Origin of the sequence: Rhodococcus sp. 06-1474-1B (assembly GCF_002258885.1) — a bacterium.
Lineage (GTDB): Bacteria > Actinomycetota > Actinomycetes > Mycobacteriales > Mycobacteriaceae > Rhodococcoides > Rhodococcoides fascians.
Map to the genome: position 1 here is coordinate 1 of NZ_NOYR01000001.1, position 26,557 is coordinate 26,557.

Annotated in this window: 21 protein-coding genes and 1 pseudogene; 12 read left to right on the forward strand and 10 right to left on the reverse strand. The window is 65.0% G+C overall.

Going from position 1 to position 26,557, the window contains the following annotated elements; all coding sequences use genetic code 11:
* Window positions 1–170 precede the first annotated feature (170 nt).
* Window positions 171–788 carry an alpha/beta hydrolase gene (locus tag CH266_RS00005; RefSeq protein WP_032375181.1) on the reverse strand — a complete coding sequence of 206 codons (618 nt, stop codon included), beginning with the start codon at window positions 786–788 and terminating at the stop codon, window positions 171–173.
* Window positions 789–869: 81 nt separating this feature from the next.
* Here CH266_RS00005 and CH266_RS00010 point away from each other — a divergent pair, with 81 nt between their 5' ends.
* Window positions 870–4,319, forward strand: a complete 3,450-nt coding sequence (locus tag CH266_RS00010; protein ID WP_094714425.1) for a TM0106 family RecB-like putative nuclease — start codon at window positions 870–872, stop codon at window positions 4,317–4,319.
* Here the strand turns inward: CH266_RS00010 and CH266_RS00015 are convergent.
* Both CH266_RS00015 and CH266_RS00020 read right to left on the reverse strand, forming a co-directional pair.
* Window positions 4,289–5,503, reverse strand: coding sequence for an alanine racemase (locus CH266_RS00015; RefSeq protein ID WP_051365244.1), 1,215 nt, complete (start codon window positions 5,501–5,503; stop codon window positions 4,289–4,291). The two genes, CH266_RS00010 and CH266_RS00015, sit on opposite strands and share 31 nt — an antisense overlap.
* Window positions 5,504–5,586: 83 nt before the next feature.
* Window positions 5,587–6,228, reverse strand: coding sequence for a TetR/AcrR family transcriptional regulator (locus CH266_RS00020; RefSeq protein ID WP_027498003.1), 642 nt, complete (start codon window positions 6,226–6,228; stop codon window positions 5,587–5,589).
* A gap of 75 nt (window positions 6,229–6,303) precedes the next feature.
* On the opposite strand from CH266_RS00020, the gene CH266_RS00025 reads away from it, so the two are divergent.
* The gene (locus CH266_RS00025; protein WP_094714426.1) at window positions 6,304–7,617 is read left to right on the forward strand and encodes a D-arabinono-1,4-lactone oxidase; all 1,314 of its coding nucleotides are present in this window, start codon (window positions 6,304–6,306) and stop codon (window positions 7,615–7,617) included.
* Window positions 7,618–7,678: 61 nt separating this feature from the next.
* Complete coding sequence (locus CH266_RS00030; protein ID WP_094714439.1) at window positions 7,679–9,166, forward strand: molybdopterin-dependent oxidoreductase; 1,488 nt, start codon at window positions 7,679–7,681, stop codon at window positions 9,164–9,166.
* Here the strand turns inward: CH266_RS00030 and CH266_RS00035 are convergent.
* Together CH266_RS00035 and CH266_RS00040 are read right to left on the reverse strand one after the other, a co-directional pair.
* Window positions 9,136–10,113, reverse strand: a complete 978-nt coding sequence (locus tag CH266_RS00035) for an adenosine deaminase (RefSeq protein ID WP_094714427.1) — start codon at window positions 10,111–10,113, stop codon at window positions 9,136–9,138. The two genes, CH266_RS00030 and CH266_RS00035, sit on opposite strands and share 31 nt — an antisense overlap.
* A 10-nt stretch (window positions 10,114–10,123) precedes the next feature.
* Window positions 10,124–10,915 (reverse strand): enoyl-CoA hydratase/isomerase family protein, encoded by a 792-nt coding sequence (locus CH266_RS00040; RefSeq protein ID WP_094714428.1) that lies wholly within the window; start codon window positions 10,913–10,915, stop codon window positions 10,124–10,126.
* Between the two features lie 85 nt (window positions 10,916–11,000).
* On the opposite strand from CH266_RS00040, the gene CH266_RS00045 reads away from it, so the two are divergent.
* Window positions 11,001–12,146, forward strand: coding sequence for an acyl-CoA dehydrogenase family protein (locus tag CH266_RS00045; RefSeq protein ID WP_027498008.1), 1,146 nt, complete (start codon window positions 11,001–11,003; stop codon window positions 12,144–12,146).
* Window positions 12,147–12,245: 99 nt separating this feature from the next.
* Window positions 12,246–13,314, forward strand: a pseudogene (locus CH266_RS00050) (IS110 family transposase).
* Window positions 13,315–13,726: 412 nt separating this feature from the next.
* On the opposite strand, the gene CH266_RS00055 reads toward CH266_RS00050, so the two are convergent.
* The 3 genes from CH266_RS00055 to CH266_RS00065 all read right to left on the reverse strand — a co-directional run bounded on the left by CH266_RS00055 (window position 13,727) and on the right by CH266_RS00065 (window position 16,280).
* Window positions 13,727–15,190, reverse strand: a complete 1,464-nt coding sequence (locus CH266_RS00055) for a DHA2 family efflux MFS transporter permease subunit (RefSeq protein WP_094714429.1) — start codon at window positions 15,188–15,190, stop codon at window positions 13,727–13,729.
* A complete protein-coding gene (locus CH266_RS00060; RefSeq protein ID WP_052054800.1) occupies window positions 15,187–15,804 on the reverse strand; it encodes a PadR family transcriptional regulator in 618 nt (205 codons plus the stop codon). The genes CH266_RS00055 and CH266_RS00060 overlap by 4 nt, the downstream gene beginning before the upstream one ends.
* Window positions 15,805–16,076: 272 nt before the next feature.
* Window positions 16,077–16,280, reverse strand: a complete 204-nt coding sequence (locus CH266_RS00065; RefSeq protein ID WP_008714360.1) for a cold-shock protein — start codon at window positions 16,278–16,280, stop codon at window positions 16,077–16,079.
* Between the two features lie 194 nt (window positions 16,281–16,474).
* Between CH266_RS00065 and CH266_RS00070 the strand changes: the two genes are divergently transcribed.
* Both CH266_RS00070 and CH266_RS00075 read left to right on the forward strand, forming a co-directional pair.
* Window positions 16,475–17,218 carry a GNAT family N-acetyltransferase gene (locus CH266_RS00070; protein ID WP_094714430.1) on the forward strand — a complete coding sequence of 248 codons (744 nt, stop codon included), beginning with the start codon at window positions 16,475–16,477 and terminating at the stop codon, window positions 17,216–17,218.
* A 64-nt stretch (window positions 17,219–17,282) separates the two neighbouring features.
* Window positions 17,283–18,296, forward strand: coding sequence for a glutathione S-transferase family protein (locus CH266_RS00075; protein ID WP_094714431.1), 1,014 nt, complete (start codon window positions 17,283–17,285; stop codon window positions 18,294–18,296).
* A 25-nt stretch (window positions 18,297–18,321) separates the two neighbouring features.
* On the opposite strand, the gene CH266_RS00080 is transcribed toward CH266_RS00075, so the two are convergent.
* Together CH266_RS00080 and CH266_RS25670 are read right to left on the reverse strand one after the other, a co-directional pair.
* On the reverse strand, window positions 18,322–18,702 hold the full coding sequence (locus CH266_RS00080) for a VOC family protein (protein ID WP_094714440.1): 381 nt from the start codon (window positions 18,700–18,702) through the stop codon (window positions 18,322–18,324).
* Window positions 18,699–18,830, reverse strand: a complete 132-nt coding sequence (locus CH266_RS25670; protein ID WP_255175791.1) for a hypothetical protein — start codon at window positions 18,828–18,830, stop codon at window positions 18,699–18,701. Before CH266_RS25670 ends, CH266_RS00080 begins: the two co-directional genes overlap by 4 nt.
* A 97-nt stretch (window positions 18,831–18,927) precedes the next feature.
* Here CH266_RS25670 and CH266_RS00085 point away from each other — a divergent pair, with 97 nt between their 5' ends.
* The 5 genes from CH266_RS00085 to CH266_RS00105 all read left to right on the forward strand — a co-directional run bounded on the left by CH266_RS00085 (window position 18,928) and on the right by CH266_RS00105 (window position 26,452).
* Window positions 18,928–19,647, forward strand: coding sequence for a hypothetical protein (locus CH266_RS00085; protein ID WP_032365401.1), 720 nt, complete (start codon window positions 18,928–18,930; stop codon window positions 19,645–19,647).
* 43 nt (window positions 19,648–19,690) lie between these two features.
* Window positions 19,691–20,530, forward strand: coding sequence for an LLM class F420-dependent oxidoreductase (locus tag CH266_RS00090; protein ID WP_094714432.1), 840 nt, complete (start codon window positions 19,691–19,693; stop codon window positions 20,528–20,530).
* A gap of 107 nt (window positions 20,531–20,637) precedes the next feature.
* The gene (locus CH266_RS00095; protein ID WP_094714433.1) at window positions 20,638–21,696 is read left to right on the forward strand and encodes an ATP-binding cassette domain-containing protein; all 1,059 of its coding nucleotides are present in this window, start codon (window positions 20,638–20,640) and stop codon (window positions 21,694–21,696) included.
* Between the two features lie 8 nt (window positions 21,697–21,704).
* Window positions 21,705–22,463, forward strand: a complete 759-nt coding sequence (locus CH266_RS00100) for a hypothetical protein (RefSeq protein WP_230591712.1) — start codon at window positions 21,705–21,707, stop codon at window positions 22,461–22,463.
* 251 nt (window positions 22,464–22,714) lie between these two features.
* Window positions 22,715–26,452: an ABC transporter ATP-binding protein gene (locus CH266_RS00105; RefSeq protein WP_094714441.1), complete on the forward strand. Its 3,738-nt coding sequence runs from the start codon at window positions 22,715–22,717 to the stop codon at window positions 26,450–26,452.
* Window positions 26,453–26,557: the final 105 nt, after the last annotated feature.

The window sequence follows — 26,557 nt, forward strand, 5'->3', positions numbered from 1 at the left end:
CACGCAAAACGCTCGGCTGGAAAACTCCAGCCGAGCGTTTACGTGATCTACTGACAGGCATCTGACCATCAGGTGTTGCGAGGACCCCTAGAATCCGCCGCAATCGCGCCGGGCCCTTCGTCGTACAGCATGTGATCGTCAGTGCATGTGATCGTCAGTGCATGTCATCGTCAGTGCATGTGGTCGTCGAGGAATTCGGCGACCACCGTGGTCACGGCCTGGTGAATCTTTTCGTGCAGCAGATCGTGTCCGCCGTCCTCGAACTCGCGCAGGCTCGCCTGCGGAACGCGTCCGATCCATTCACGCACGGCATCGACCGGTGCCAGACGATCGTCGACCCCGTGCACGGCCAGCAACGGGATGACGTTGTCGGACAGGTCGTCGGCAGAACCGGTCACGGACTTGGGCGTGCCGCACAGGATTGCGCATCGGACGGCCTCGGGATGCGCGCCCAGCGCTGCGATGGCCGTCGCGGCACCGAGCGAGTGGCCCATCAGGGCGAACGACAGTTCGGGGTGCTCGGCCTCGGCGATGTCGATCAACTGCAGCGCGTTCTGTGCGAGACCGGGGATCTGCGCTGCGTCGGTCAGTTCACCCTCGGTCAGGCCGTGCCCCACGTGATCGACCGCCCACACGTCCACCCCACGCTCGTTCAGCAGCCGCGCGAAGCGGTGGTAATGGGCGCTGTTCTGGCCGAGACCGTGCAGGAAAACGAGACCGAATCGAGCGTCGGCGACGGTCCAGGTTCGATAGTGGACAGCACCGGTGGCTCCGTCGAAAAAAGGCATTGAATCATTTTGCCTGTTCCCGCCGGCTTCCGCGCGCAACGTGACCGGTGCCGCTGTCGTGGGTCGCTAGGGTGGACGCTTGTGTTCCTCCTCGGCGATCAGGTCGTCTACAGCGCCAGCGACCTCGCCGCGGCGGCGTCCTGCGAATTCGGCCTGCTCCGACGACTGGACGCTGTATCCGGCCTGATCCCCCGGCAGAGCGTCGCAGCCGATCCGATGCTCGACCGCACGTCCACGCTCGGATTCGAGCACGAACGACGCCAACTCGAGGCGTTCGAGCAGCGTTTTCCCGGTGGCGTCCTGACCATGGACCGACCGGGCCGCACCGCACAGGAACTGGCGGACGCGGCGTGGGCGACCTTCACCGCCCTGACCTCACGCACGCCGGTGCTCTATCAGGCCACCTTCTTCGACGGACGATTTCTCGGTTTCTGCGACTTCTTGGTAGCCGACGGTTCTCGTTACACCGTCTACGACACGAAACTGTCGAGACATGCAAAGGTGCCGGCGCTGCTGCAGTTGGCCGCGTACGCCGACGCGCTGCAGGCCGGGGGTATCACTCCGAGCGAACAGGTGCATCTGATGCTCGGCGACGGCAGCGACTCCGCGCACGCGCTGGCCGACATTCTTCCGGTCTACCGGCAGTCGAGAGCACACCTGCAGCACATTCTCGACGAGCATCACGCCGAGGGCTCCGTCGTCGAGTGGTTCGATCCGCGGTATTCGGGATGCGGGCAATGCGATGCCTGCACCGCCGAGGTGGAGCAGCATCGCGATCTGGTGCTCGTCGCCGGCATGCGCGGCAGCACCAGGGACCGCCTACTGGACGCAGGTATTTCATCGATCGACGAGCTCGCCGAGTCGAGTACCCCGGTGGACGGCATGTCCTCCCGGACACTGGAGAACCTGCGGTCGCAGGCGGCCTTGCAGGTACGCCAAGAGCGCAGCGGGGCAGCCGAATTCGAGATCTTCGACGCCGAGGCACTGGGGGTGATTCCCGAGCCCGACGACGGGGACATCTTCTTCGACTTCGAGGGAGATCCGCTGTACGCGGAATGCGGTTCGTCCGACTGGGGTCTCGAGTACCTGTTCGGCGTCTACACCGCGGACGGCGACTTCCTGCCGTTCTGGGCACACGACCGCGCGCAGGAACGTCGTGCGCTCATCGACTTCCTCGACTACGTCGCCGCCCGCCGAGTCGAGTATCCGAAGATGCACGTGTATCACTATGCGCCGTACGAGAAGACGGCTCTGCTGCGGCTGGCCGGCCGGTACGGAGTGGGCGAGGACGCCGTCGACGATCTGCTGCGGGAGAACGTTCTCGTGGATCTCTACCCCGTCGTACGGTCGGCTGTTCGGATCGGTGCCCGCTCGTACAGCATCAAGAAACTCGAACCGTTGTACATGCCCGCGGCCCGTGACGGAGACGTCACCGACGCGGCGGCGTCGATCGTCGAATACGCGCACTGGTGCGAACTGCGCGACCGAGGCAAGGACGCCGAGGCGGCAGCTCTGCTCGCCGACATTGCCGAGTACAACCGCACCGACTGCGAATCGACACTGCGACTGCGTGATTGGCTGCTCGATCGGGCATCGGACGCCGGGGTGGCACCGCGGTCCCCGCAGCAGCTGGACCTCGAGGACGTCGTCGACCGCACCGCGACCCCACTCGAACTCGAACTGGCCGAGCACGCCGGACTGCCGTGGGATCGCACGCCGACGCAGCACGCGCTCGGATTGTTCGCCGGTGCCATCGGATATCACCGACGAGAGAACAAGCCGTTCTGGTGGGGCCACTACGACCGCCTGACCCATCCGCTCGACGAATGGGCCGACGCCGCGGACGTATTGAAGGTCGAGCGCGCCGAGCTGGTGCACGACTGGATGAAAACTGCACCCGGACAACGGGTGCTGCGTCGTCAGGTCAAACTGGTCGGGCACCTGAGCAACGGCGTGCTGTCCGGCTCGAAGGTGAAGCTGCTGTACGAGAACCCGGCGCCGGAGGGGTTGACGAAGCAGCAACCGACGCATCGGGCCACCACATCGGTCGAGATCGTGCAGACCGGGTACGAGGGAACCCTGGATGTGGTTGTCGTACAGGAGAATCTACGCAAGGGCGTGGAGGAGTACACCGATTTCCCGGTTGCCACCGCGCCCGAGCCGCCCCCGAACACCAAGCATCTCGAGCAGGCGATCGTCTCCGTCGCGACCGAGGTTCTCGGCGGGTTGCCGGAACTACCGCGTACGGCCGTCGCCGATCTGCTGACGCGCTCGACGCCTCGAACCCGTTCCGGTGCCGGCCTTCCCGTGGTCCACGACAACGACTACGCACATGCGATCACGGCCGCGCTGCTCGATCTCGACAATTCGTACGTGGCGGTGCAGGGCCCGCCCGGCACCGGGAAGACCTACACGGCGGCGCGCGTCATCGAACACCTGGTGAACACACATCATTGGCGGATCGGAGTGGTCGGCCAGTCGCATCACGTGGTGAACAACCTTCTCGACACCATCGTCGGGGCCGGGGTCGACGCCTCGAAGGTGGGCAAGAAGGCCCCGACCGCACACACCGTCGTGGACATCACCGGATACTCGCACTTCGTCACCGAGGCCGACGAGGGCTGCGTCATCGGCGGCACCGCCTGGGATTTCTCCAACCCCGGCCGAATTCCACCCGGCTCCCTCGATCTACTCGTCGTCGACGAGGCCGGTCAGTTCTCCCTCGCCAACACCATCGCCGTCTCGGTATCGGCGCGCAATCTGCTGCTTCTCGGCGACCCGGCGCAGCTCCCCCAGGTCAGTCAGGGCACCCACCCCGAGCCCGTCGACGAATCGGCCCTCGGATGGCTGACGACCGGGCACGCCACCCTGCCCGCCGACTGCGGCTACTTCCTGGCGACGACGTGGCGGATGCATCCGGATCTGTGCGCGCCGGTGTCGACGCTGTCGTACGAGGGCAAGCTCGAATCGAACAAGGATGTGACACAGTCACGTTCGCTGTCGGGTCTGGAACCGGGCCTGCACGTCGCCCTTCTGGACCACCACGGCAATTCCACCGACTCGATCGAGGAAGCCGACGAGATCGTCACGCGGGTCCGGTCGTTGCTCGGTCGGCCGTGGGTGGACCCCGCACACGGCAGCGACCCGCGCCCGATGCAGCAGTCCGACTTTCTGGTGGTCGCGGCCTACAACGCGCAGGTCGCCGTCATCGTCGAGCAACTCGCAGCCGCCGGGCTCGACGAGGTGTCGGTGGGAACCGTCGACAAATTCCAGGGCCGTCAAGCGCCCGTGGTCCTCATCTCCATGGCAGCGTCGGCCATCGAGGACGTGCCCCGCGGAATGGGATTCCTGTTGTCGCGCAACAGACTCAACGTCGCCATCTCCCGCGGCCAGTGGGCCGCGATCCTGGTGCGCTCGCGCGCGCTGACCCACTATCTGCCGTCGACCCCGGACGGACTCGTCACGCTCGGCACGTTCATGCGGCTGTGCGAGAACGCACGTCAGCCGAACGCCATACCCTCGCCGCGGTAGGTGGGAACGGCGTCGACCGATCCGTCGGAATGCACCAGAGCCAGAGTGTCGAACCGCTCGCACAACTCCCCGGCCTTGGCGTGGCGGAACCAGATTCGATCGCCGATGCGTACCTCCTCGGCCCCGCTCACCGGGGTCTGCACCTCCCCCGCGCCCTCGTTGCGCAGCAGTTTCAGGCCCGACGTGACAACGCCCGCTGCCCTTCTGGACCAGCCGACAGGTCGGGGTGACCGCGACCAGGATGCCGGGCCCGACGCGATGTAGCCGCCGCCGAACGCGGTGGCGATCCGCGGAGTCGGCTTGCGCACCACCGGCAGTGCGAAGAACAGCGAGGGTTCTGCCGAGAACGCGCGATACCGATCGAACAGGGTCGGCGCGAACAGACCGGAGCCCGCGGTGACCTCGGTGACGGCCGGATCCGCGGCAGAGAAATCGATCGACCCGGTACCACCGCTGTTGACGATCTCGAGCGGCCCGATCGCCGCGGTCACGGCGTCCACCACTGCTGTTCTCCGCGCACCGATCTCGCGAGACGACAGCGACTTCATCAGCTCGACTGCGATGTTGGCGTCGGGAACACCGGCGATCTGCGCCTCGTAGAACATCAACCCCACCACCCGGAACCCCCGCGAGCGAGCCTGACGGGCGAACTGCGCTACCTGCTCGGGATCCCGAAGCGGAGAGCGCCTGACCCCGATGTGCAGCGGCCCCACCCGCAACGATGCGTCCACGTCGATACAGATGCGGGGCTTGAGCAGGTCGCTCCGAGCGGCGTCTCGGACGAGGTCCAGTTGCGCGACGTCGTCGACCATCAACGTGATGCGTCCCGACAGCACGCGGTCGTTGACCACCTCGGCGAGTGCTGTTCGATCGACCGTCGGGTACCCCATCAGAATGTCGTCGACGCCGGACTGCGCCAACCAGATCGCTTCGCGCAGCGAATAGGCCATCACTCCGGATACACCCTGCGCCGCGAGGACCCGATTCAACACGGCTCGGCACCGCACCGACTTGCTGGCGATCCTGATCGGTACACCGTTCGCGCGTGCGCGCAGTGCTGCAGCATTGGCATCGAGAGCTGTCAGATCGACTGCTGCCGAAGGAGATTCGAGACCCTCGGTGGCTGCGACAATGCGGGACAGCGGGGTCGTAGCGGTGGTGGTGTCACCGGCGATCGAACTCATTCGGCACATTCCTTCGTCGTCGTTGCCGGGCCGACACAGTCAAACACTCCGCAGCCGAGAAGTCCCGTCGAGCGGTTTTCCACTCAGCGATCTTCTGCCTTCGCGGCGATCAGCCCGGACAGGTCGTCGATCTGGGCCAACACTTCGAGATCGTCGCCGTCGACCAACCACCGCAGGACCAAACCGTCGAGAGTCGCCATCCCGAAGCGGGCGATCGACTCCACTGGTTCGAGCCACCGCGTGCCGGTGTGGTCGGAACAATTCTCGAAGAACAGCTGCGCCTCGGAATCCCGGATTCGATACTGCCCGCTGGCGATCTCGGCGGCCGTGGCCGAACCCAGTGCGCGATGCCGCAACAGATACGTCTTGATCTCGTACGCCAACAGCTGCCGACCATGCGATTTCTCGATCAGCAGCCACACCGCGCTCAGCCCGCTGTGCACCAGCTCGCGCAGCCCCCGAACACCGGGTAGTTCGTGTGTTCCGACCGCGCTGTCCAACGCGGCGTGCAGTATCTCGGTGACGTCGACGATGAGGTGCTCGCCCATCGCGATCACCAGATCCTGCTTGGTCTCGAAGTGGTATTGCACGATGCCTTTGGTGACGTCGGCATATTCCGACAGCGCCCGAACGGTGAGCGACTCGATACCGACCCGCTCGGCGACGTCGATTGCCGACTGCACCAGTTGTGCGCGGCGCACGTCGGCGGGCAGCCTCGATTGCATGACCCGATACTAGGTCGCGGTCGACATCTGTGCCTTGGATTGCCCCAGGGGAGCGCGCTGCGAGATAGTGATTCGATGATCGAGCGGTCGTGGCAGAACTGGGCGGGAAATCAACATGCATTCCCGGCGCGTCGAGCCGAGCCCTCGTCGGTCGAGGAGCTGCGTGCGATTCTGCGCGATGCCGCCGAACGGTCTCTGCCGGTGCGCTGCGTCGGGGCAGGGCATTCCTTCACTCCCATTGCCGTCACCGACGGTATCCAGATCGGCTTGGATGCGCTGAGCGGTATCGAATCCGTCGAACGCGACGACGACGGATCTGCCCAGGTGACGGTACTGGCCGGCATCCGACTCCGAGAGTTGTCGGCGCGGTTGTGGGAGCTCGGTCTGGCGATGACCAATCTGGGCGACATCGACGAGCAGTCCGTCGCCGGGGCCATCTCGACGGGCACTCACGGAACCGGTGCCCGGTTCGGCGGCATCGCCACCCAGGTGCACGCGCTGGAGCTGATGACCGCGGACGGACAGTCGGTGCAGTGCTCCCGAGACGAGAACACCGAACTGTTCGACGCGGCCCGCATCGGTCTCGGCGCTCTCGGCGTCATCACGCGTGTGACGTTGAACTGCGTCGCGGCGTTCGCGCTGCAGGCCGTCGAGACGCCGTCGACGCTGACGGCGACGCTGCGCGACCTCGATGCCACCGTCGCCGGCGTCGACCATTTCGAGTTCTATTGGTTTCCGCACACCGATCGTGTGCTCACCAAACGCAACACCCGCCTGCCCGGTGACACCGATCTGCGTCCGCTGGGCAAGGTGCGCTCGTATCTCGACGACGAACTGCTGTCCAACACGGTCTTCGAGGGCCTCAACCGACTGGTGACGCGAGTGCCTGCGTTGATTCCCAGGGTGAACGCGGTCTCGGCCCGAGCGCTGTCGGCTCGCGAGTACACCGACCGCTCGTACCGGGTGTTCGCGTCGTCGCGGACGGTCAAGTTCGTCGAGATGGAATACGCCGTGCCCGTCTCCGAGATCGCCTGGGTGCTCCGCGAGGTGGATCGCTGGCTCGAGCAGTCTTCGATATCCATCGCGTTCCCCGTCGAAGTACGATTTGCCGCCGCCGACGACATCTGGCTCTCCACGGCCTATGGACGCCCGACGGCCTACATCGCCGTACACCAGTACCACCGGCGTGATCACCGCGAGTACTTCGACGCTGTCGAAGCCATCTGCCGCAGCGTCGGGGGTCGGCCGCACTGGGGCAAACTGCACTCTCTCGGCAGCGCCGAGCTGCGTGATTCCTACGAGCACTTCGACGACTTCCTGCGCATCCGCGATTCCCTCGACCCGACGCAGCTGTTCCGCAACGACTACCTGGACCACCTGCTGTCGTGAGCGGTATCTCGTACCCTGCTACGAAATACCGCGCACGACGAGTTCGCTTACATTGGACTCGGTGAGCACAGGAAAACGCGCGCTGTCCGGCATCATCGCCGCCGGAGTCGTCCTCGGCGTCGGCGAATTGATCGCCGTCCCCATCGGACCGAACTCGTCACCACTGACCGCCGTCGGCTCCTCGGCGGTCGACAACAGTCCGGCGCCGGTCCGTGAATGGGCCATCGACACGTTCGGCACCTCCGACAAGCTCGCCCTGTTCATCGGTATGGCCGTGGTCATCGGTGCTATCGCCGCCGCGGCAGGAATCGCTCGCAAACCGATCGGGGCCGCGGTGTTCGCCGCCTTGGGCGTAATCGGCGTCCTCGCCGCGGTGACCCGACCCGACGCGACGGTGTTCTATGCAGTCCCGACCATCGGCGGCGTCATCGTCGGCATCGTCGTGCTGCACGCCCTCATCGGATCCGCCACCCCGGCGACCGACGGGATGAACCGACGCAGTTTTCTGACCCTCGCCGCCGGTGCCGCAGTACTCGGAGTCGTCGCAGGGACCGCCGGACGAATGCTCACCTCGGCGCGAGCGGTCACCGCCGATCGACTCGGCTTCATGCTCCCGACCCCGACGCCACAAACGCCGATACCGGCGGGGGCGGACCTGAAGATCGACGGCCTCGCGTCGTACATCACCCCGAACGAGGACTTCTACCGCATCGACACCGCGTTGGTCGTGCCACGCGTGGCGTCGGATACGTGGTCGCTGCGGATCCACGGCATGGTGGACCGCGAGATCGAGTTGACGTTCGCCGATCTGGCGCAGCGTCAGGCGGTGGAGAAAACAGTCACGTTGACGTGCGTGTCCAACATCGTCGGCGGCGACCTCGTCGGCAACGCGACGTGGATCGGCTACCCACTGAAGGACATCCTCGAAGAAGCGGGGATCTCCCCCGACGCCGACATGGCCCTGTCGTCTAGCAGCGACGCCTTCACCGCAGGCACTCCCCTCGAGGTACTGCTCGACGGCCGGGACGCACTGTTGGCCGTCGGGATGAACGGCGACCCGCTACCCGTGGAGCACGGTTACCCGGCCCGGCTCGTCGTCCCCGGTCTGTACGGATACGTCTCGGCCACCAAGTGGGTCACCGACATCGAGATCACCCGATTCGACAAGGTGACGGCATACTGGACCGACCGCGGCTGGGGCGTACTCGGTCCGATCAAGACCGCTGCCCGCATCGACACCCCGCGCTCGGGCAGCTCCGTGTCCGCGGGAAAGACCGTGTTCGCGGGCGTCGCCTGGGATCAGCACACCGGCATCGAAGCCGTCGAAGTACAAGTGGACGAGGGCGATTGGGTGCCGGCAACCCTGTCCGAGGAGTACTCCAAGGACACGTGGAGGCAGTGGATGATCGAGCTCGACCTGCCGACGGGACAGCACGCGATCCGCGCCCGGGCTACCAACTCCGCCGGGGAGCTGCAGACCAACAAGACTGCAGACACCGTCCCCGACGGAGCAACCGGCTACCCGAAGATCTCGGTGACGGCGAACTGATTCAGGTTGTCGCAAAGAAAGCTGGCGCGAACCGAGTTCTCCGCCAACTGCTTCCGCTCGTCCGCGGTCAGACCCATGCCCTCTTCCAGCGCGACGAAGTTGTCGTCGACGTACCCGCCGAAATAAGCGGGGTCGTCGGAATTGATCGACACCGACAACCCACGTTCGAGCATCTGCCGTAGCGGCAACTGCGCGACGTCGTCGATCACCTTGAGCCGAACGTTGGACAACGGGCAGACGGTGAGCGGAATCTGTTCCTCGACAAGTCGGTTCACCAGCGCCTCGTCTTCCAGGCACCGGACGCCGTGATCGATGCGCTCCACCTTCAGCAGATCCAGTGCCTGCCAGATGTAGTCGGGCGGGCCTTCCTCACCGGCGTGGGCGACCACGTGCAGGCCCTCGGCGCGTGCCTTGGCGAACACGTCGACGAACAGCGACGGCGGGTAGCCGACCTCGGCGGAGTCGAGACCGAGGCCGATGATCGGTGCCTTCATCGCCAACAGGTCGTCGAGCAATTGGTTGGCGTGCAGCACCGGCTTGTCTCGCAGGATCGACGCGATCAACCCGCTGGTGACGCCGAATTCGCGCTCACTGGTCGCGCAGGCGTCGGCCAATCCCTCGACGACGGCCTGGAGCGGTACACCGCGCTCGGTGTGCGCCTGTGGATCGAAAAAGATCTCCGCATGCGTCACCCCGGCCTGCGCGGTGCGGCGGAAGTACGCGCGCGCCAGATCAGCGAAGTCCTCGGCGGTGCGTAACACGGCCATGTTCGCGTAGTACAGATCGAGGAAGGACTGCAGGTCGGTGAACTCGTACTTCGCCTGCAGTTCGTCGATATCGTTGTACGGCAGCGTGATTGCGTTGCGCTCGGCGAGATCGAAGATCAGCGGCGGTTCGAGCGACCCTTCGATGTGCAGGTGCAGTTCGGCCAGTTGATCGTTACTCACTCATACGATTCTACTTGCCGGTGTACGTCGCCTTACCCGGGCCGACCTCGAGGAAGCTCGTCACCGCACCGCGCAGATCCTCGGTCTCGAACAATGCGCCCGACACCTCCGACGTGATCTCGTCCGCATGCGCCACCCCGCCCGAACGCCACGCCGCCACAATCTGTTTCGTCGCCGCATGGGCGACGGTAGGGCCGTCGGCCAGTCGGTGAGTCAACGCGAGCGCCGCGGCATCGACGTCGTCGTGGATTTGATTGACCACGCCCCACTCTTTCAACGTCTGGGCGTCGTACAGATCACCGGTCATGACGAATTCACGTGCCCGACCCGACCCTGCCCGCTCGGCCAAACGCTGCGGTCCGCCCATCGACGGCGTCAATCCGACCACGGTCTCGACCAGACCGAACTTGGCCTTGGGCCCGGCGAGAACGATGTCGCAGGCCAGCGAGATCTCGAACGCCGCGGTGAGCGTCAAACCGTGCGCGGCGTAGATCACCGGGCACGGCAACGCCTCGAGCGGATGAATGATGCCGGCGAACAAACCACGCCACAGATCGGCGCCTTCGGCCGCAGACAATCCCTCGAACACGTGCACGTCGACGCCCGCGGAGTTGACCTTGCCCTCGGCACGCAGCAGCACCGCACGCGGCGGATTCGCGGCCAGATCGGCGACATTCGCGGCCACCGCGTCGAACATCGCCTGATCGAACAGGTTGAGGGGGCCGTGATCGAAGGTCAGGACAGCGACCTCGGCACCGGCCGCAGTGGTCGATCGAACGAGCGAGGTAGGTGCGTCAGCCATCCTCGCATAGTGCCACACGCGTTCCGGGGCGTTGTTACCAACGAGTATTGTTCGCGTATTAGCCGTTACCGAGAGGAACAAGTAAGTGAAGCGCAGCCTGTTCGAGTCCGACCACGACGACTTCCGCGCATCGGTACGCGAGTTCGTCACCAGGACCATCACGCCGGTGGAGGAGAAGCTGGTCGAACAGCGATACATCGACCGTGAAATCTGGCTCGAAGCAGGACGCAACGGATTCCTCGGCCTCGAAGTACCCGAGGAATACGGCGGCAGCGGAGCCGAGGACTACCGATTCAACGCCGTCCTCGGTGAGGAACTCGCTCGCTCGAGTGCCGCGGTGGCGTCGTGCTTCGGTATCCACGTCGACATCGTCGCGCCCTACCTCGTCAAGCTCACCACCGAGGAGCAGAAGAAGCGCTGGCTGCCCGGGTTCTGCAGCGGCGAGATCCTCACCGCCATCGCCATGACGGAACCTTCCGGCGGCTCGGACCTCGCCGCGCTGAAGACCACCGCCGTCAAGGACGGCGACGACTTCATCATCAACGGCTCGAAGACGTTCATCACCAACGGTAATTCCGCCGACCTCGTCATCGTCGCCACGCGCACCACGCCCGAGAAGAAGGCGAAGGGCATCACGCTGTTCGCCGTCGAGAACGGAACCGAAGGATTCACCCGCGGCCGCAAACTCGACAAGGTCGGCCAGCCCGAATCCGACACCGCGGAACTGTTCTTCGAGAACGTGCGAGTACCCAGCGCCAACATGATCGGCGAATTCGACGGCGGCTTCATCCACATGATGCAGCTGCTCCCCCAGGAACGCATCAGCTGCTCGGTGGCCAACCTCGGACACGTACGGCCCATTCTCGAAGAGACGCTGCAGTACGCCAAGGACCGCAAGGCATTCGGTCAGCAGATCGGCTCGCTGCAGTGGAACAAGTTTCTGCTCGCCGAGCTCGTCACCAAACTCGATGTGGCACAGGCATACATCGACAACTGCATCGTCGCCCACGGCCAGGGCGAGCTGACGGCCATCGATGCAGCCAAGGCCAAGTGGTGGAGCTCGCAGGTGCAGAACGAAATCCTCGACCACTGCGTCCAGCTGCACGGCGGCTACGGCTTCATGAACGAATACCGCGCCGCCCGCGCGTGGAAAGACGCTCGCGTGACCAAGATCTGGGCCGGATCGAACGAAATCATGAAGGAACTGATCGGCCGGGATCTGGGGCTGTAGACGGTATGGAGGTCTTGGCTGGGGCCCCTCCGCATGTAAGCGTGGGTTGCCGACAGGAGTGGGTCCTGGCCGGTAGAGCCACAGATGTGGGAGGCCCCAGTGAAGAATCATCGTACGAGTGTTGGTTTGGATGTGCACGCACGATCGGTGGTGGCGTGCGGTTTGGATGGCGAGACGGGCGAGTTGTTCGAGCGTCGCATGTCGCCTGATCACAAAGAAATCCTGGAGTGGATTCGTTCGCTGCCAGGATTGGTGCATGTCGTCTACGAGGCGGGCCCGACCGGTTTCGGTCTGGCCCGTTTTCTGTTGGCCGCCGGTGTCGATTGTGTGGTGGCGGCACCGTCGAGAATTCAGCGTCCCCCTGGTGACCGCATCAAGACCGATGCCCGTGATGCCCGGCATTTGGCCCGGTTGCTTCATTTAAGTTCTATTGTGCCGGTTCTGATTCCGAGTACCGAGCAGGAGTCCGCTCGTGATCTGGTGCGAGCGAGGGAGGACTGCCGCGGCGATCTGGTGTCCGCACAGCATCGCCTGACACATGTGCTGCTGCGTCAAGGGATCATCTACAGCGGCGGCAAACCCTGGACCGCAGCCCACGATCTGTGGTTACGTCGCCAGCGGTTTGATTCACGTGCACTGCAGATCACCTACGACACCGTCATCGCCACCACCGAACGCCGGAATCGTCTCGATACCGCCATCGGACATGGCTGCGCATTCGTCGTTCACTCCGGTGGTGACCCGGCTGGGGTGCCTTCGTGGGGTGGCGACGTTGACAGCGTTCGGTCTGGCGACGGAGATCGGTGAGTGGGACCGGTTGACCGGCCGCTCGATCGGTGCGTTCGTCGGGTTGATCCCGACCGAGCATTCTTCCGGTGAATCCCGGTCGCAGGGCGGTGTCAGCAAAACCGGCAATGCTCACGTACGCCGACTGCTGGTCGAGGCTGCCTGGCATCATCGCAAGCCGTATCGGCCGGGGCGTGAACTGGTGGCACGGTGGAAGGCGTCGACTCCCAAAGCCAAAGCGCGAGGGCATCAAGCGAACCGGTGCCTGCACGCACGGTGGGAACATTTCGACGAACGCGGTAAACGTGCGGTGGTCGCCAATGCCGGGATCGCACGAGAGCTGGCCGGCTGGTGCTGGTCGTTGGCCACGCTCGAGGAATGACTGAAGCTCCGACGCCGAAGTAGCGATCTGCGTCGGGATAGATGTCCGGAATGAACGGTCGACGACGACGTGGGATGTGGCCGAGCGTCTGGGAGTGACCCGCTAGCCGCCTATGAGCAATCCTCAACTGCGCGTTGGGATCACGCTCGACTCATAGACTTGCGATCCACTCCAGCCGAAACAGTCCGTCCTGCGGTAACCAACCCGCGTATATGAGAGTTGACGACGCGTCGAACACTACGACACGCTCACCTCCCACTCGCATCGATCACCATCCCGGCAACAGGAAGCGGTGGCACACACGACGGTGCGTGCCACCGCTTCACCATGCCGTCGTTGACAGGCCGACCTCCATATGAGAGCGGCTTCGCCGCATGTGAGTGGAACTTCGTAGCAGGGGTCGAGGTTCCACTCACATGGGTTTCTCGAACGCGGGCCGGGCGTAGAAGCAGACCGCGATCATGCCGACCAGGAGCACGACGGCGGGGAGGATCAGCGACTGCGCCATCGCGGTGGTGAAGTCGTCACGCAGCATCTCGGGCACTCGGCCGGCGAATTCGTTTGCCCCCGAAGCCGATCCACCGGTAGGTAGTTCGGCGGCCAAGCGCGATTGAATGAGCGCGCCGATGCCCGCGCTGCCGAGCACGGACCCGATCATGCGGGTGGTGTTGTAAATTCCCGAACCTGCACCCGCCTGGCTCATCGGAAGATTGCGAGTGGCCGTCGCTGCCAACGGAGACCAGATCAACGCATTCGCCACACCCATTGCAGCGACGGGGAGCAGCAACTTCCAGATGGCCGTCGTGGGCGTCATCTCGTATGCGAACCACAGCAGCGACGCGGCGAGGATGAACAGTCCCGATCCGGCGATGTACCGCGGATGCGTCTTGTCGACGAGCTTGCCGATATTGGGTGCGAGCAGTCCGGTCAGCAGCGCCATCGGAACGAACAGCAGTGCCGACCGGGTGGGCGTCAGACCGGTGACGCTCTGCGCGTAGAACATGATCGGCAGCATCATGCCGGACATCGCGAAACCCATTGCGGCGATACCGATATTGGACAGCGAGAAGTTGCGGTCGCGGAACAGGGCCAAGGGCACCAGCGGCTCGCTGGTATTCACGGACTGCCAGTAGACGAACCCCGCGAAGACCAGCAGACCGACACCGATGAGGATCCACACGCCGGTACCCCAGTCGTACTTCTGACCTTCCTGGATACCGAAGACGATGCAGAAGAGTCCGACAGCGCTGAGCGCAACGCCCAGCAGATCGAACTTGTGATCGTGGGTCGGCAGCACCGGAACGAACTTCAGCGCCAACGCAATTGCGAGAATGCCCACCGGCACGTTGATGAAGAAGATCCATTCCCAGCCGAGCGAGTCGACCAGCACACCGCCGAGAATCGGCCCGACGAGCGTAGCGACGCCTGCGACGGCGCCCCATGCCCCCATTGCCGTTCCACGCTTCTCCGCCGGGAACACACGAGTGATCACCGCCATCGTCTGCGGGGTGATCATCGCCGCGCCGAGACCTTGAACCGCGCGCGCCGCGATGAGCATCTCGATCGATCCCGACAGTCCACACCACACCGATGCGAGAGTGAACAGCACCAGGCCGGCGATGTACAGATTCCGCGGACCGAACTTGTCACCCAATCGGCCCGTGACCAGCAGTGGAACGGCGTAGGCGAGGAGATACGCGCTGGTGACCCAGATGACGTTGTTGATGTCGGTGTTCAGCCCGGTGAGGATCGCAGGTTGCGCGACCGCGACGATCGTCGTGTCCACCAGGATCATGAAGAAGCCCAAGCACAGTGCCCACAGCGCCGGCCACGGTCTGATCTCGTGCTGCGACGGGGCAGTCTCGACGGAATTCATGTAGCGCTCCCTATCCCCGAAGTCGGGTTCGTGTGATGTGCGGAGATGTGATGCGGCCAGTCGAGCTCGCCGCTGTCGATCCGATCGAGGTAGCGCGTCAGCCACTGCACTTCTGCGCGCAGCATGTGGTGAATGTAATCAATTCCGGCCCAATAGATTTCGGATATCTGGCGATCTGCTGCGAGCTGTTGATAGCCCGACAGTTCGTCGATGTCCGCGGTCAGGTCCACGATTCGCTCCCGCAACAGGGCGGTCGCGTCGGATGCGGGTAGGTTGTGCATTTCGGACAGGCCGAGGACGAACTGCGGGTATTCACGCACCGGGGTTCTCAGAATTTCGGTCAGCCGATCGGTCAGCACGTGCCGTCCGGCCGAGGTGATCCGATAGGTGGTGCGCTCCGGACGGTTGCCACCCCGGTCGGTTCCGACCTCGTCGACCAGTTCCTGCTCGTGCAGACGTGCGACCGCGTGATAGAGCGAACCCGGGCGAATCTTGACGATTCGATCTTCCTTGCGGGAGAGCAGCAATTGATACATCTCGTAGGGATGCATCGGGCCCTCCGAGAGCAGAGCCAGAATCGAGACGCCCAGCGGATTGACGGTTCCAGCTCGCATCGATCCCCCTGTCACCTATCCCGCGCGAATTATTCCAACTGGAATATAGGGCCGGCGGTAGCCTCGGAGCAACCCGGACAATGCGCCCACCAGAGGACAAAGGCGTCTTTCGACGCAGAATGGGCACCGACCGCGGTCGATGCCCTCACCGAACAGACGAAGGCCGGATACTCGGAATTACTTCCGTGTATCCGGCCTTGTCACCGAGTTTCTGGTGCTGAAAAAGTCTAGAGTTTCAGTCCACCAGGAGAAATCGGGTTACGAAGCTTGAATCAGATGGCGCGGACGCCGGTAGCCTGGGGGCCCTTCTGACCCTGGCCCACCTCGAACTCCACGCGCTGGCCCTCGTCGAGCGACTTGAAGCCGCTACCCTGAATCTCCGAGTAATGAACGAAAACGTCCGGTCCGCCACCATCCTGCTCGATGAAGCCGAAGCCCTTTTCGCCGTTGAACCACTTCACACTGCCCTGCGTCATTCTGTAAACCTTCTGTAAGCGAGCTAGATCTTCACGTCGAAGCTCTAATCTCAAAACCGAGTCTGCCATCTATTGGCGCTGAGCGAAACACCGGGGGCGAAAAAGTTCGAAAGATTGCTTTGGGACGGTGAAACAGAAATGCCGCCACAGCTGCCGCAGCCCGTCGGTTCCGGTGCCGTCGCTACTGTCGAACCGTGGAATTGCCTGCCTACGATGCCGACCGATTCGATCCCCACCGACTCGACATCGTCCGACTCGCCTGGTGCCGACGGCTGTCGTTGGACGACCGTGCCCTCGATACCACCGCGGACCGCGTCGAACATCGGACCGACACCGAGAACATCGTCGTACTCCGACTGGCGCAGACCACTCTGATCGTCGGGCCGTCCTGGGCCGTGGACGCCGCACGCGGCATCGAGGGCCAGGCAGACACCGGTCGGACGTGGTTGTCGACGCTGCTGGGCGATCGCGTCGAGCAGTACGATATCGACTCCCACACGCTGGCCTACGGATCCGAGATCGGCCACACCATCGACGTCCACGATCCGCTGATCTCCCACCACGCAGAGCACGCCCGCGCTCTGGCGGAGCACTGCAGCGAGGCCGACGTGACGGAGGCATTCGGCGAGCCGGTGTCGCGGCACTGGTTCACTTTGCTCGGAGACGACCGACCCGCGGATTCGGCGCGATCCCTGGCCTCGGCCGGGTACTCGGAAGAAAATATGATCCTGGCCGACATGCGCGTTCTCACCGACCCGGACCACCGACGACACGGACACGCCTCGGTCGTCGGGCGGCTCGCGACCAACGATGCCATCGACGACGGCCTGATACCGCAGTGGCGAGCGCGACCGGAGAACACGACCGCTCGACGCCTTGCCGCCCGGCTCGACTACGTGGAGATCGGCGCCTGCCACACCGCCGTGCGTCGAACCTAGGCGCTTGAATCCGGTCCGGACTGGGTAGCGTTTCGTGAGACCGACCGATGTGAGGAGTTCGATCATGGCCGAGGACGCCACCTACGTGAAGCCGGGCGAGGAATTCAAGCGCGATACCAACTACATCCCGACGCGCATCACCGCCGACGGCCGGGACGGATACCCGGTGGAGCCCGGGCGTTACCGGTTGATCGCGGCGCGGGCCTGCCCGTGGGCCCATCGATCCATCATCGTGCGTCGACTCCTCGGACTCGAAGATGTTCTGTCCCTTGGCATTCCGGGTCCGACCCACGACCCGCGCAGCTGGAACTTCCAGGAAGAGCCGGGCGGCGTCGACTCGGTTCTACAGATCCCTCGGCTGCAGGACGCATACTTCGCACGGTTCCCGGACTACGAACGAGGCATCACCGTGCCGGCGATCGTCGATGTTCCCACCGGCCAGGTCGTCACCAACGACTACCCACAGATCACCCTCGACCTCAGCACCGAGTGGACGCAGTACCACCGCGAGGGCGCGCCCGATCTGTACCCGGAGGCGCTCCGCGGCGAGATCGACGAGGTGGCCGATCTGGTGTTCAAGGATGTGAACAACGGCGTCTACCGCTGCGGATTCGCCGGCTCGCAAGAGGCCTACGAGAAGGCGTACGACCGCCTGTTCGCTCGCCTCGACTGGCTCGTCGAACGGCTGTCCACCCGGCGGTATCTCGTCGGCGAGCACATCACCGAGGCCGACGTGCGACTGTTCACCACCCTCGTCCGTTTCGATCCCGTCTATCACGGCCACTTCAAGTGCAACCGCAGCAAGCTCACCGAGATGCCAGTGCTGTGGAACTACGCACGCGACCTGTTCCAGACTCCCGGATTCGGTGACACCGTCGACTTCGATCACATCAAGCGGCACTACTACGAGGTGCACACCGACATCAATCCGTCGGGCATCGTGCCGAACGGGCCCGATCTGGCCGGCTGGCTCGAACCGCACGGACGTGAATCACTCGGCGGATCGCCCTTCGGCGACGGCACCGCGCCGCAGCCGCCGAAGCCGGACGAACTGGTCCCGCCCGAGCACTGGGTCTGACAACCACTGGGTCCGACAGGTACGGCTATGCCCCGGCGTAGGTACCGAAGCTCCAGTAGACCCCCTCGGCGTCGCGGCAGGTGAAGCCGCGGCTGCCGTAGTCCTCCTCGCGCAGGCCCTGCGTGACGGTGCCGCCCGCCGCGACGACGCGATCGTGGATGCCGTCGGGGTCGTCGGTGACGATGTAGATCGACCCGACACCCGGCGGCAGTTCGCCGATGGCACTCCCGTCGCGAACACTGCCCAGCATCACCCCGCCACCGTCCGGCCAGCGCAGTTCCGCATGATCGACGCGGTCGCCTTCGCCGTGAACCGCGCACTCCTCGAATCCCAACACGTCGACGATGAACCGAATTGCGTCGCGTGCGTTCTCGTACTTCAGAGTGGGCCAAACGTGTGTCGTCATGACGTCATACCTTCCTCGTCGGACGCGCGGACCGTCACCGGCAACGCCGCTCGACAGAGTCTCGAACATGCCCGCACCCCGACGCGGCGCGCGCCACCGGACACCACCTCGCTCGGAGGAATCTGCACGCCACCAGTCTAAATTGCCCCGAACGTGTGCAACGAGGAATTCGCGGGTAACTCCCCCGACCAGCGTCACCGACGCTCGCAACCGAAAGAGGTATCGATGGCAGGCAAGAAGGACGACGCTCAGGTCGAGATCTCGAGCGGAGGCAAGCTCGAACGGGCCCTGGTCAACATCCTGGACAACGCCAGCCGCCTACAGGGACCCGCCGTCGACAAATACGTCGCGCACGTGCGTCGAGCACACCCGTACGACACCCCGGCCCAGATCATCGAACGGCTCGAGAAGCGATTCCTGCTGGCGGTCACCGGCAGCGGATCGGCAGTGGGAGGCGCAGCGGCGGTCCCCGGAATCGGTACGGTCGCATCGCTCGCCGCCGTCGGTGCCGAGACCGCGTTCTTCATCGAGTCGTCGGCTCTGCTGACGCTGTCGGTCGCGTCCGTGCACGGCATTCCCGTCGAGAATCACCAGCAGCGACGCGCGCTGGTGCTCTCGGTGGCACTGGGCGAATCGGGCATGCAGATCGTTCAACGAACAGTGGGCAAGACAGCCAAGAACTGGGGCCCGCTCATCACCTCACGCATTCCGGGCGGCTCGATGGCCAGCATGAACAAATCGCTGGTGAAGAAGTTCGTCACCAAATACCTGGCCAAGCGCAGCGCACTGCTGGTCGGCAAGATGCTTCCCGCCGGAATCGGCGCGGCGATCGGCGGCGCGGGCAACCGAGTGGTCGGCAAAGGCGTCATCAAGAACGCCCGTGACGCCTTCGGCCCGCCGCCCGCACGGTTCCCGGAAAATCGCATCATCGAACCGGACGAATGAGAATGTTCGGAATCTTCGAGAGGCTGCTGCGTTGACTTCGAACATGACTTCCACACCTGAACTCGGCAAGTACGGCGTCTGGCGACTGCACTCGGCGTTCACGCCGGAGTTGTCCCGCGCCATCGAGTCCTTCGGCTACGGGACCATCTGGCTCGGCGGATCCCCGCCCGCAGACCTGACGACCACCGAGGAGATCCTCGACGCCACCGACACCATCGTCGTCGCCACCGGCATCGTCAACATCTGGTCCGATGCAGCCGCCGACGTCGCCGCGTCGTATCACCGCATCGAGAGCAAGCACCCCGGACGGTTCGTCCTGGGCATCGGTGCCGGTCACCCCGAGGCCACCCAGGAGTATCAGAAGCCGTACGACGCATTGGTGAGCTACCTCGACGACCTCGACGAGGCCGGAGTCCCGATGAAGCGTCGGGTCCTCGCCGCGCTCGGCCCCAAGGTGCTCGCGCTGGCCGCGAGCCGTACCGCAGGCGCGCACCCCTATCTGACCACTCCCGAACACACCCGTGAAGCCCGAGAAGCAGTGGGGCCGAACAAGATTCTCGCTCCCGAGCACAAGGTGGTGCTCGAGACCGATCCGGAGAAGGCACGCGCGATCGGTCGGCCACCGGTGAACAATCCCTACCTGCATCTGCGCAACTACACCAACAATCTGAACCGGCTCGGCTACTCGGACGAGGAAATCGGCGACGGCGGCAGTGACCGACTGATCGACGCGCTCGTCGCACACGGCGATGCCGACGCCATCGCTGCTCGACTCGACGAACACCTCACCGCCGGCGCGTCGCACGTGACGCTGCACGCGCTGCCCGACGACGCCGACCCGCTCGAGACGTACCGGGAGATCGCTGCGGCGTTGCATCGCTGAAACCGGGGTCATCCCGCCCGTCGGTTCCACCCCGTAACCTCGTGTACCGGTTGCCGCCAAGCAACCGGCACACGAGGTGCACCGACGGCCAGGGGGACACCGCACAGATGACCAGCTACTCGGCTCCGGCGCTGGAAGCGCAGGCTCTGACGAAACAATTCGGTACCGTTCGCGCGGTCTCGGACCTGAGCTTCGTCGTTCCACGCGGAACCGTCACCGGCTTTCTCGGGCCGAACGGCTCCGGCAAGTCCACTACACTGCGGATGCTGCTCGGCCTCGTCGCCCCGACCTCGGGCGTCGGCCTCGTCAACGGCGTTCCGTTTCGTACGGCGACCCACCCGGCCCGTACCGTCGGGGCCGTTCTCGACTCGCTGAGTTTGCACCCCAAACGCAGCGCCGAGCACCACCTGAAGATCTACACCGCGGCGATCGGGGTACCCGACAGCCGCGCCCTCGACGTCCTGAACCTCGTCGGTCTGGGCGACGCCGCACACCGCGCAGCAGGCGGGTTCTCTCTCGGCATGCGTCAGCGACTGACCTTGGCAACAGCTCTACTCGGCGATCCCGAGATCCTCGTACTCGACGAACCCGCGAACGGCCTCGATCCCGAGGGGATCGCCTGGCTTCGAGACTTCCTCAAAGCGTTCGCGGCATCGGGGAGAACCGTCCTGGTATCGAGCCACATCCTGCGCGAGATCGAGCAGACCGTCGACACTCTCGTCATCGTCAGCGCCGGCACCCTGATGTACCAGGGATCCATCGCTCAGCTGCGATCCACCCGCCCGAGCCGCGTGCTCGTCGCCGCGTCCGACCCGGCGAAACTAGCCCTGGCATTGGCGTCCACCGGACTCACCGACACCCAACTGCTGCCCGACGGCCGCATCGGCGTCGCGGGTGCCGACGCTGCCACCGTCACGCGCATCGCGGCCGACGCTGGGGTCACGGTCTTCGGCACCACCAGCGAACACGTCGACCTCGAGCAGGTGTTCCTGTCGATGACCGCCGGTCAGTACACCGCAGCACCCGTCCAACCCACTGTGTACGGACCGCCGCCGGGATACGGACCACCGCCTGGATACGGGCCGCCGCCTGGTCACAACCAGGGGTACTCACCGCCGCCACAGAACTACGGACCACCGCAGAACTGGACCGGGGGTTCGCGATGAACGCGCTGTTGACATCAGAGATCCGCAAGGTCACCACACTGAAGTTCTGGTGGGCGCTGGCGATCGCACCGATCGTTGTCGGCGTGTTCGCGTCCGTCATCACCTCGGTGATCGCGAACCAGCTGGGCGAGTTCGAGGAAGATCTTCAGATCGCCGGCGGTGTCGCCTCCATCGGCCTGTACGTCGCCGCGGGTGCCGCCATCCTGTTCGCCGGCATCTTCGGCGCGGTCAACGCCGGAACCGAGTTTCGACACAAGACCATCACCACCAGCTTCCTGACGGCCCGCGGCAGGGACGGCGTCATTGCCGCCAAACTCATCGTCACCGCCCTGTTCGGCCTGGGGTACGGCCTCGTCGTGCTCCTGGCGAGCCTGGTGTGTCTGCTGATCTTCAGCCAACGAACAATCGTCCTCGACGGCGCTTTCATCGGCGTCGTCGCGTCGTGCTTGCTCGCCGTGGTGCTGTGGTCGCTCATCGGAGCCGGGCTGGGGTTGCTGCTCAAATCCCCGACCTGGGCCGCCATCGTGCTCGTCGCCTGGCTGCCGTTCGGTGAAGGACTGCTGTCCCTGATTCTGTTCGGAGTCGGTTTCGGACCGGTGGCAACCGCGCTGCCGTCGAACCTGACATTGCCGACGATGGCAGCGACACAATTGGACGATGCGGGCGACCTCGCGTCGTGGCCGTGGGCTCCGCTCGGACTTGCCCTGTGGGCCGTGATCCTCACCGGTGGCGGTTGGTTCCTCGCCCGTACCCGGGACATCGACTGACCACCGCATCGGTGGGGATGTTCGCCCGATCCTGCTGTCGGTAGCCGGGTCTACCGTGTGAATCGATGGCACACAGCGAATACGTGAAGGATCGAGCAGGGTCGGGCAGCAATACGGGCAGTACCCGTCTGCTGGAAACCGACCCCGGCTCGTCCGGCGTACCCACCGACTCCCGGCCGACCACCGCGTCGTCGATCACCGCGTCGTCGATCACACGGCGTGGCTGGATCAGACGTCTGCTCGCGCAGTGCATGTTGCACCGGCGGACGGCACTCGGCGCACTGGGCGTGACGATGATCGCCGCCCTCATCGACATCTCGTTTCCGCTGCTGACGCGCCTCGCGATCGACGACGCCAGCGCAGGCAAGAACGACGTGATCGCCGGAGTCGCGATAGCCATCGCACTGCTGGGTGCTCTGCGATTCGCCTGCCAGTTCGGTCGGCGCATGCTCGCCGGTCGCCTGTCGATCGATGTTCAACACGATCTGCGGATGGACCTGCTGGCATCGCTGCAGCGGCTCGACGGTCGCAAGCAGGACGAAATCCGAACCGGCCAGGTCGTGTCGAGATCGATCACCGACCTGCAGTTGGTGCAGGGTCTGCTCGCCATGGTGCCGCTGTCGGCCGGGGCAATTCTGCAGTTCGTCCTGGCCCTGGTCGTGATGGCCTACCTCTCACCGCTGCTCACCCTTGTCGCGGTCGTCATCGTTCCCGCGGTCAGCGTCGTCGTCTACCGAATGCGACCCACCCTCTTCGCTGCCACCTGGTCCGCACAACAGCGCGCCGCCGATCTGGCCCAGCACGTGGAGGAGACCGTCACCGGAGTCCGGGTGGTCAAGGGCTTCGGGCAGGAAGCGCGTGCGGTGGATCGCATCGAAGCTCTCGGGCGCAGGCTGTTCGCCGAACGCATGCGCTCGGCCCGCATCAATTCACGGTTCGCACCGACCATGGCAACCATTCCTCAGCTCGGACTGGTCGGCGTCATCGCTCTCGGCGGCTGGTTGGCACTGCACGGCCACATCACCATCGGCACCTTTCTCGCCTTCGCCACCTACGTGGCCACGCTGTCCGCCGTCACCCGAACCGTGTCGTCGGTGGTGATCATGGCGCAGCTCTCCCGCGCGGCCGTCGAGCGCGTCTACGAGGTGGTCGACACCGAGCCGACCGCACCGGAACCGGCGCACCCCATCGCACTGCCCGACGGCCCCCTCGGCGTCCACCTCACCGGCGTCACGTTCGGATTCGAGGCAGAGCGCACCGTCCTCGACGGCCTCGACCTGAGCATCGCCCCCGGCGAGACGGTGGCCGTCGTGGGACACGCGGGCTCGGGAAAGACCGCGCTCTCCCTGCTGCTCCCCCGCTTCTATCGCCCTACTCGCGGCCGGATCGCGGTGACCTCCGGGGACACGTCCATCGACATCGACGACCTGGATTCCGCGTCACTGCGCGAAGCGGTGTCGTTGGTCTTCGACGAGCCGTTTCTGTTCTCCGACACCATCGCCGCCAACATCGCGCTCGGCAGGCCCGAAGCAAGCGCGGAGGAGATCGAACACGCGGCTCGGCTGGCTCAGGCCTCGACCTTCATCGACGCTCTGCCCGAGGGCTACGACAGTCTCGTCGGCGAACGCGGCCTCACCCTCTCGGGCGGGCAACGCCAACGCATCGCCCTGGCTCGCGCCCTGTTGGTCAAGCCGCGGATTCTCGTCCTCGACGACGCCACCTCCGCCGTCGACGCCGAGACCGAGGCCGCCATCTTCGACGCACTGCGCGGCGTGCGTACCCGGGCGACCCTCGTCCTCGCACACCGCCGATCGACACTGACGTTGGCCGACCGAGTAGCCGTCCTCGACGGTGGACGCATCATCGACACCGGCACAGTCGACGAACTCGACGAGCGCTGCCCATTGTTCCGCGCTCTCCTCGCCGGCGGAGACGAGAACGAACACAGCGACGCCGCACCAGAAGCGCGCACGGAACCGTCGGCGGCGATGCTCTGGCCGGACGATGGTCTGGAAGCCGCATCGAACCCCGGTGGCGCGATGCCGCCCGCAGGTGCCGGAGGCGGAGGCACCCACGGCGCAGCGATGGCCGGCGCATTCGGCTCGTTGGCACCGACGCAGGCCATCTCCGACGCGGTGGCAGCCCTGCCACCGGCAACGGAGGAACCAGGCGGATCGGGACAACAGTTGCGTCGACCCGACCCGGAATTCCGGCTCTCACGACTGCTGAGTCCTGTCCGGCTGCTGCTGGCAGGTGTCGTGGTGCTGCTGGCGCTCGACTCGATCGCCTCCATCGCCTTCCCTTCACTCGTTCGGTACGCGGTGGACAGCGGCGTGGCCCGCGGGGACTCCGCCACCCTGTGGATCGCAACATCGATAGGCGTCGCCCTGGCTGCTGCCAGCTGGTTCGTGGTCTGCGCGACGACCGTGCTCACCGCACGAGCCGGCGAGCGGGTGCTGTTCGGATTGCGAGTACGCAGCTACGCGCACATTCAGAGACTCGGGCTGGACTACTACGAGCGCGAGCTGTCCGGGCGCATCATGACGCGAATGACCACCGACGTCGATGCGCTGTCGTCGTTCATCCAGACCGGCGCGTCCACGGCCGTGGTCAGCGTGCTGACCGTCGTCGGCATCGCGATCGCACTGCTCGTCACGGATACGACACTCGGGCTGGTCGCCCTGGCGGTCGTGCCGCCGCTCGCCGTCGCAACCGTCGTCTTCCGACGCATCTCCTCGGCTGCGTACTCGACCTCGCGCGAACGCATCTCCATCGTCAACGCCGATTTCCAGGAGAACGTCACCGGACTGCGCGCAGCGCAGGCATACCGACGTGAGGAGTACGCAGCCTCCCGCTTCGCCGAACGCAGCAACCGCTACCGAGCGAGCCGCATGCGATCGCAGACCGCGATCTCGGTGTTCTTCCCGTTCATCACACTGCTCTCGGATGTCGCGTTGGCCGTCGTCGTCTTCGTCGGTGCGCATCAGATCGCCACGGGCACCGCCACCGCGGGCACCCTGGTGGCGTTCGTGTTGTACCTCGGACTCCTCTTCGGCCCGATCCAGCAACTCTCGCAAGTATTCGACGGCTACCAGCAGGCCCGCGTCGGCGTCGGCCGAATCGGAGACCTCTTACGCACGACGAGTTCGATCGAAACAGCGACAGCGACCGGGTCCGGTGCAGTCGTCGGCGATCGCCTGCACGCCGACATCGACCTCGTCGACGTCAGCTTTCGGTATGCCGGAGCTCACTCCGACGCGCTCAGTGAGGTATCTCTCAGCATCCCGGCCGGCACCACCGTCGCATTGGTCGGCCGCACCGGAGCAGGCAAATCCACCGTCGTGAAGCTGCTCGCTCGGTTCTACGACCCGACCTCGGGATCGGTACGCGTAGGTGGCCACGACCTCCGCGACTACCGGTTGTCCGACTACCGCCACCGGCTGGGCGTCGTACCGCAGGAAGCCCACCTGTTCACCGGAACCATCGCGTCGAACATCGCGTACGGCAGGCCCGACGCCAGCCGGGCCGACATCGAGAACGCGGCACGCTCGGTCGGGGCCCTCGACACCATCGCTGCACTTCGCGGCGGTATGCAGCAACCTGTCGGCGAACGCGGCCAAGGGTTGTCGGCCGGCCAGCGACAGCTGATCGCACTGGCCCGCGCCGAACTGGTGGATCCCGATCTACTCCTGCTCGACGAAGCGACCGCGACCCTCGATCCGGCCACCGAACGCAAGGTCCTCGAAGCCAGCAACGCCGTTGCGCGAACCCGCACCGCAGTGGTCGTCGCGCACCGATTGGCCACCGCCGCACGAGCGGATTTGATCGTGGTCGTCGACGGTGGTCGTATCGTGGAAGTCGGACGACATTCCGAACTTCGCAAACGGGACGGCTTCTACGCCACATTGTGGGCTGCAGCCGAAACGAACCGGGGGAATAATTCGATAGTCAACGGGGTCATCGACAACGAGGCCGATGGTTACCGGTGAGTACATATCACAGCTACGTCCCGGACGCACGCGATCTCGACCGGAGGTCTAGCCTGGAGTCGTACGCGCGCTGATCGGGAACGAAGACAGAAACGAGGCGAACTA

Coding starts and splice junctions, on each gene's coding strand:
- CH266_RS00040 (WP_094714428.1), bottom strand. CDS start 10,915: ATGGCTGACGCACCTACCTCGCTCGTTCGATCGACCACTGCGGCCGGT.
- CH266_RS00075 (WP_094714431.1), top strand. CDS start 17,283: ATGGCCGAGGACGCCACCTACGTGAAGCCGGGCGAGGAATTCAAGCGC.
- CH266_RS00065 (WP_008714360.1), bottom strand. CDS start 16,280: ATGACGCAGGGCAGTGTGAAGTGGTTCAACGGCGAAAAGGGCTTCGGC.
- CH266_RS00105 (WP_094714441.1), top strand. CDS start 22,715: ATGTTGCACCGGCGGACGGCACTCGGCGCACTGGGCGTGACGATGATC.
- CH266_RS00025 (WP_094714426.1), top strand. CDS start 6,304: ATGATCGAGCGGTCGTGGCAGAACTGGGCGGGAAATCAACATGCATTC.
- CH266_RS00090 (WP_094714432.1), top strand. CDS start 19,691: ATGACTTCCACACCTGAACTCGGCAAGTACGGCGTCTGGCGACTGCAC.
- CH266_RS00085 (WP_032365401.1), top strand. CDS start 18,928: ATGGCAGGCAAGAAGGACGACGCTCAGGTCGAGATCTCGAGCGGAGGC.
- CH266_RS00005 (WP_032375181.1), bottom strand. CDS start 788: ATGCCTTTTTTCGACGGAGCCACCGGTGCTGTCCACTATCGAACCTGG.
- CH266_RS00020 (WP_027498003.1), bottom strand. CDS start 6,228: ATGCAATCGAGGCTGCCCGCCGACGTGCGCCGCGCACAACTGGTGCAG.
- CH266_RS00095 (WP_094714433.1), top strand. CDS start 20,638: ATGACCAGCTACTCGGCTCCGGCGCTGGAAGCGCAGGCTCTGACGAAA.
- CH266_RS00015 (WP_051365244.1), bottom strand. CDS start 5,503: ATGAGTTCGATCGCCGGTGACACCACCACCGCTACGACCCCGCTGTCC.
- CH266_RS00060 (WP_052054800.1), bottom strand. CDS start 15,804: ATGCGAGCTGGAACCGTCAATCCGCTGGGCGTCTCGATTCTGGCTCTG.
- CH266_RS00055 (WP_094714429.1), bottom strand. CDS start 15,190: ATGAATTCCGTCGAGACTGCCCCGTCGCAGCACGAGATCAGACCGTGG.
- CH266_RS00080 (WP_094714440.1), bottom strand. CDS start 18,702: ATGACGACACACGTTTGGCCCACTCTGAAGTACGAGAACGCACGCGAC.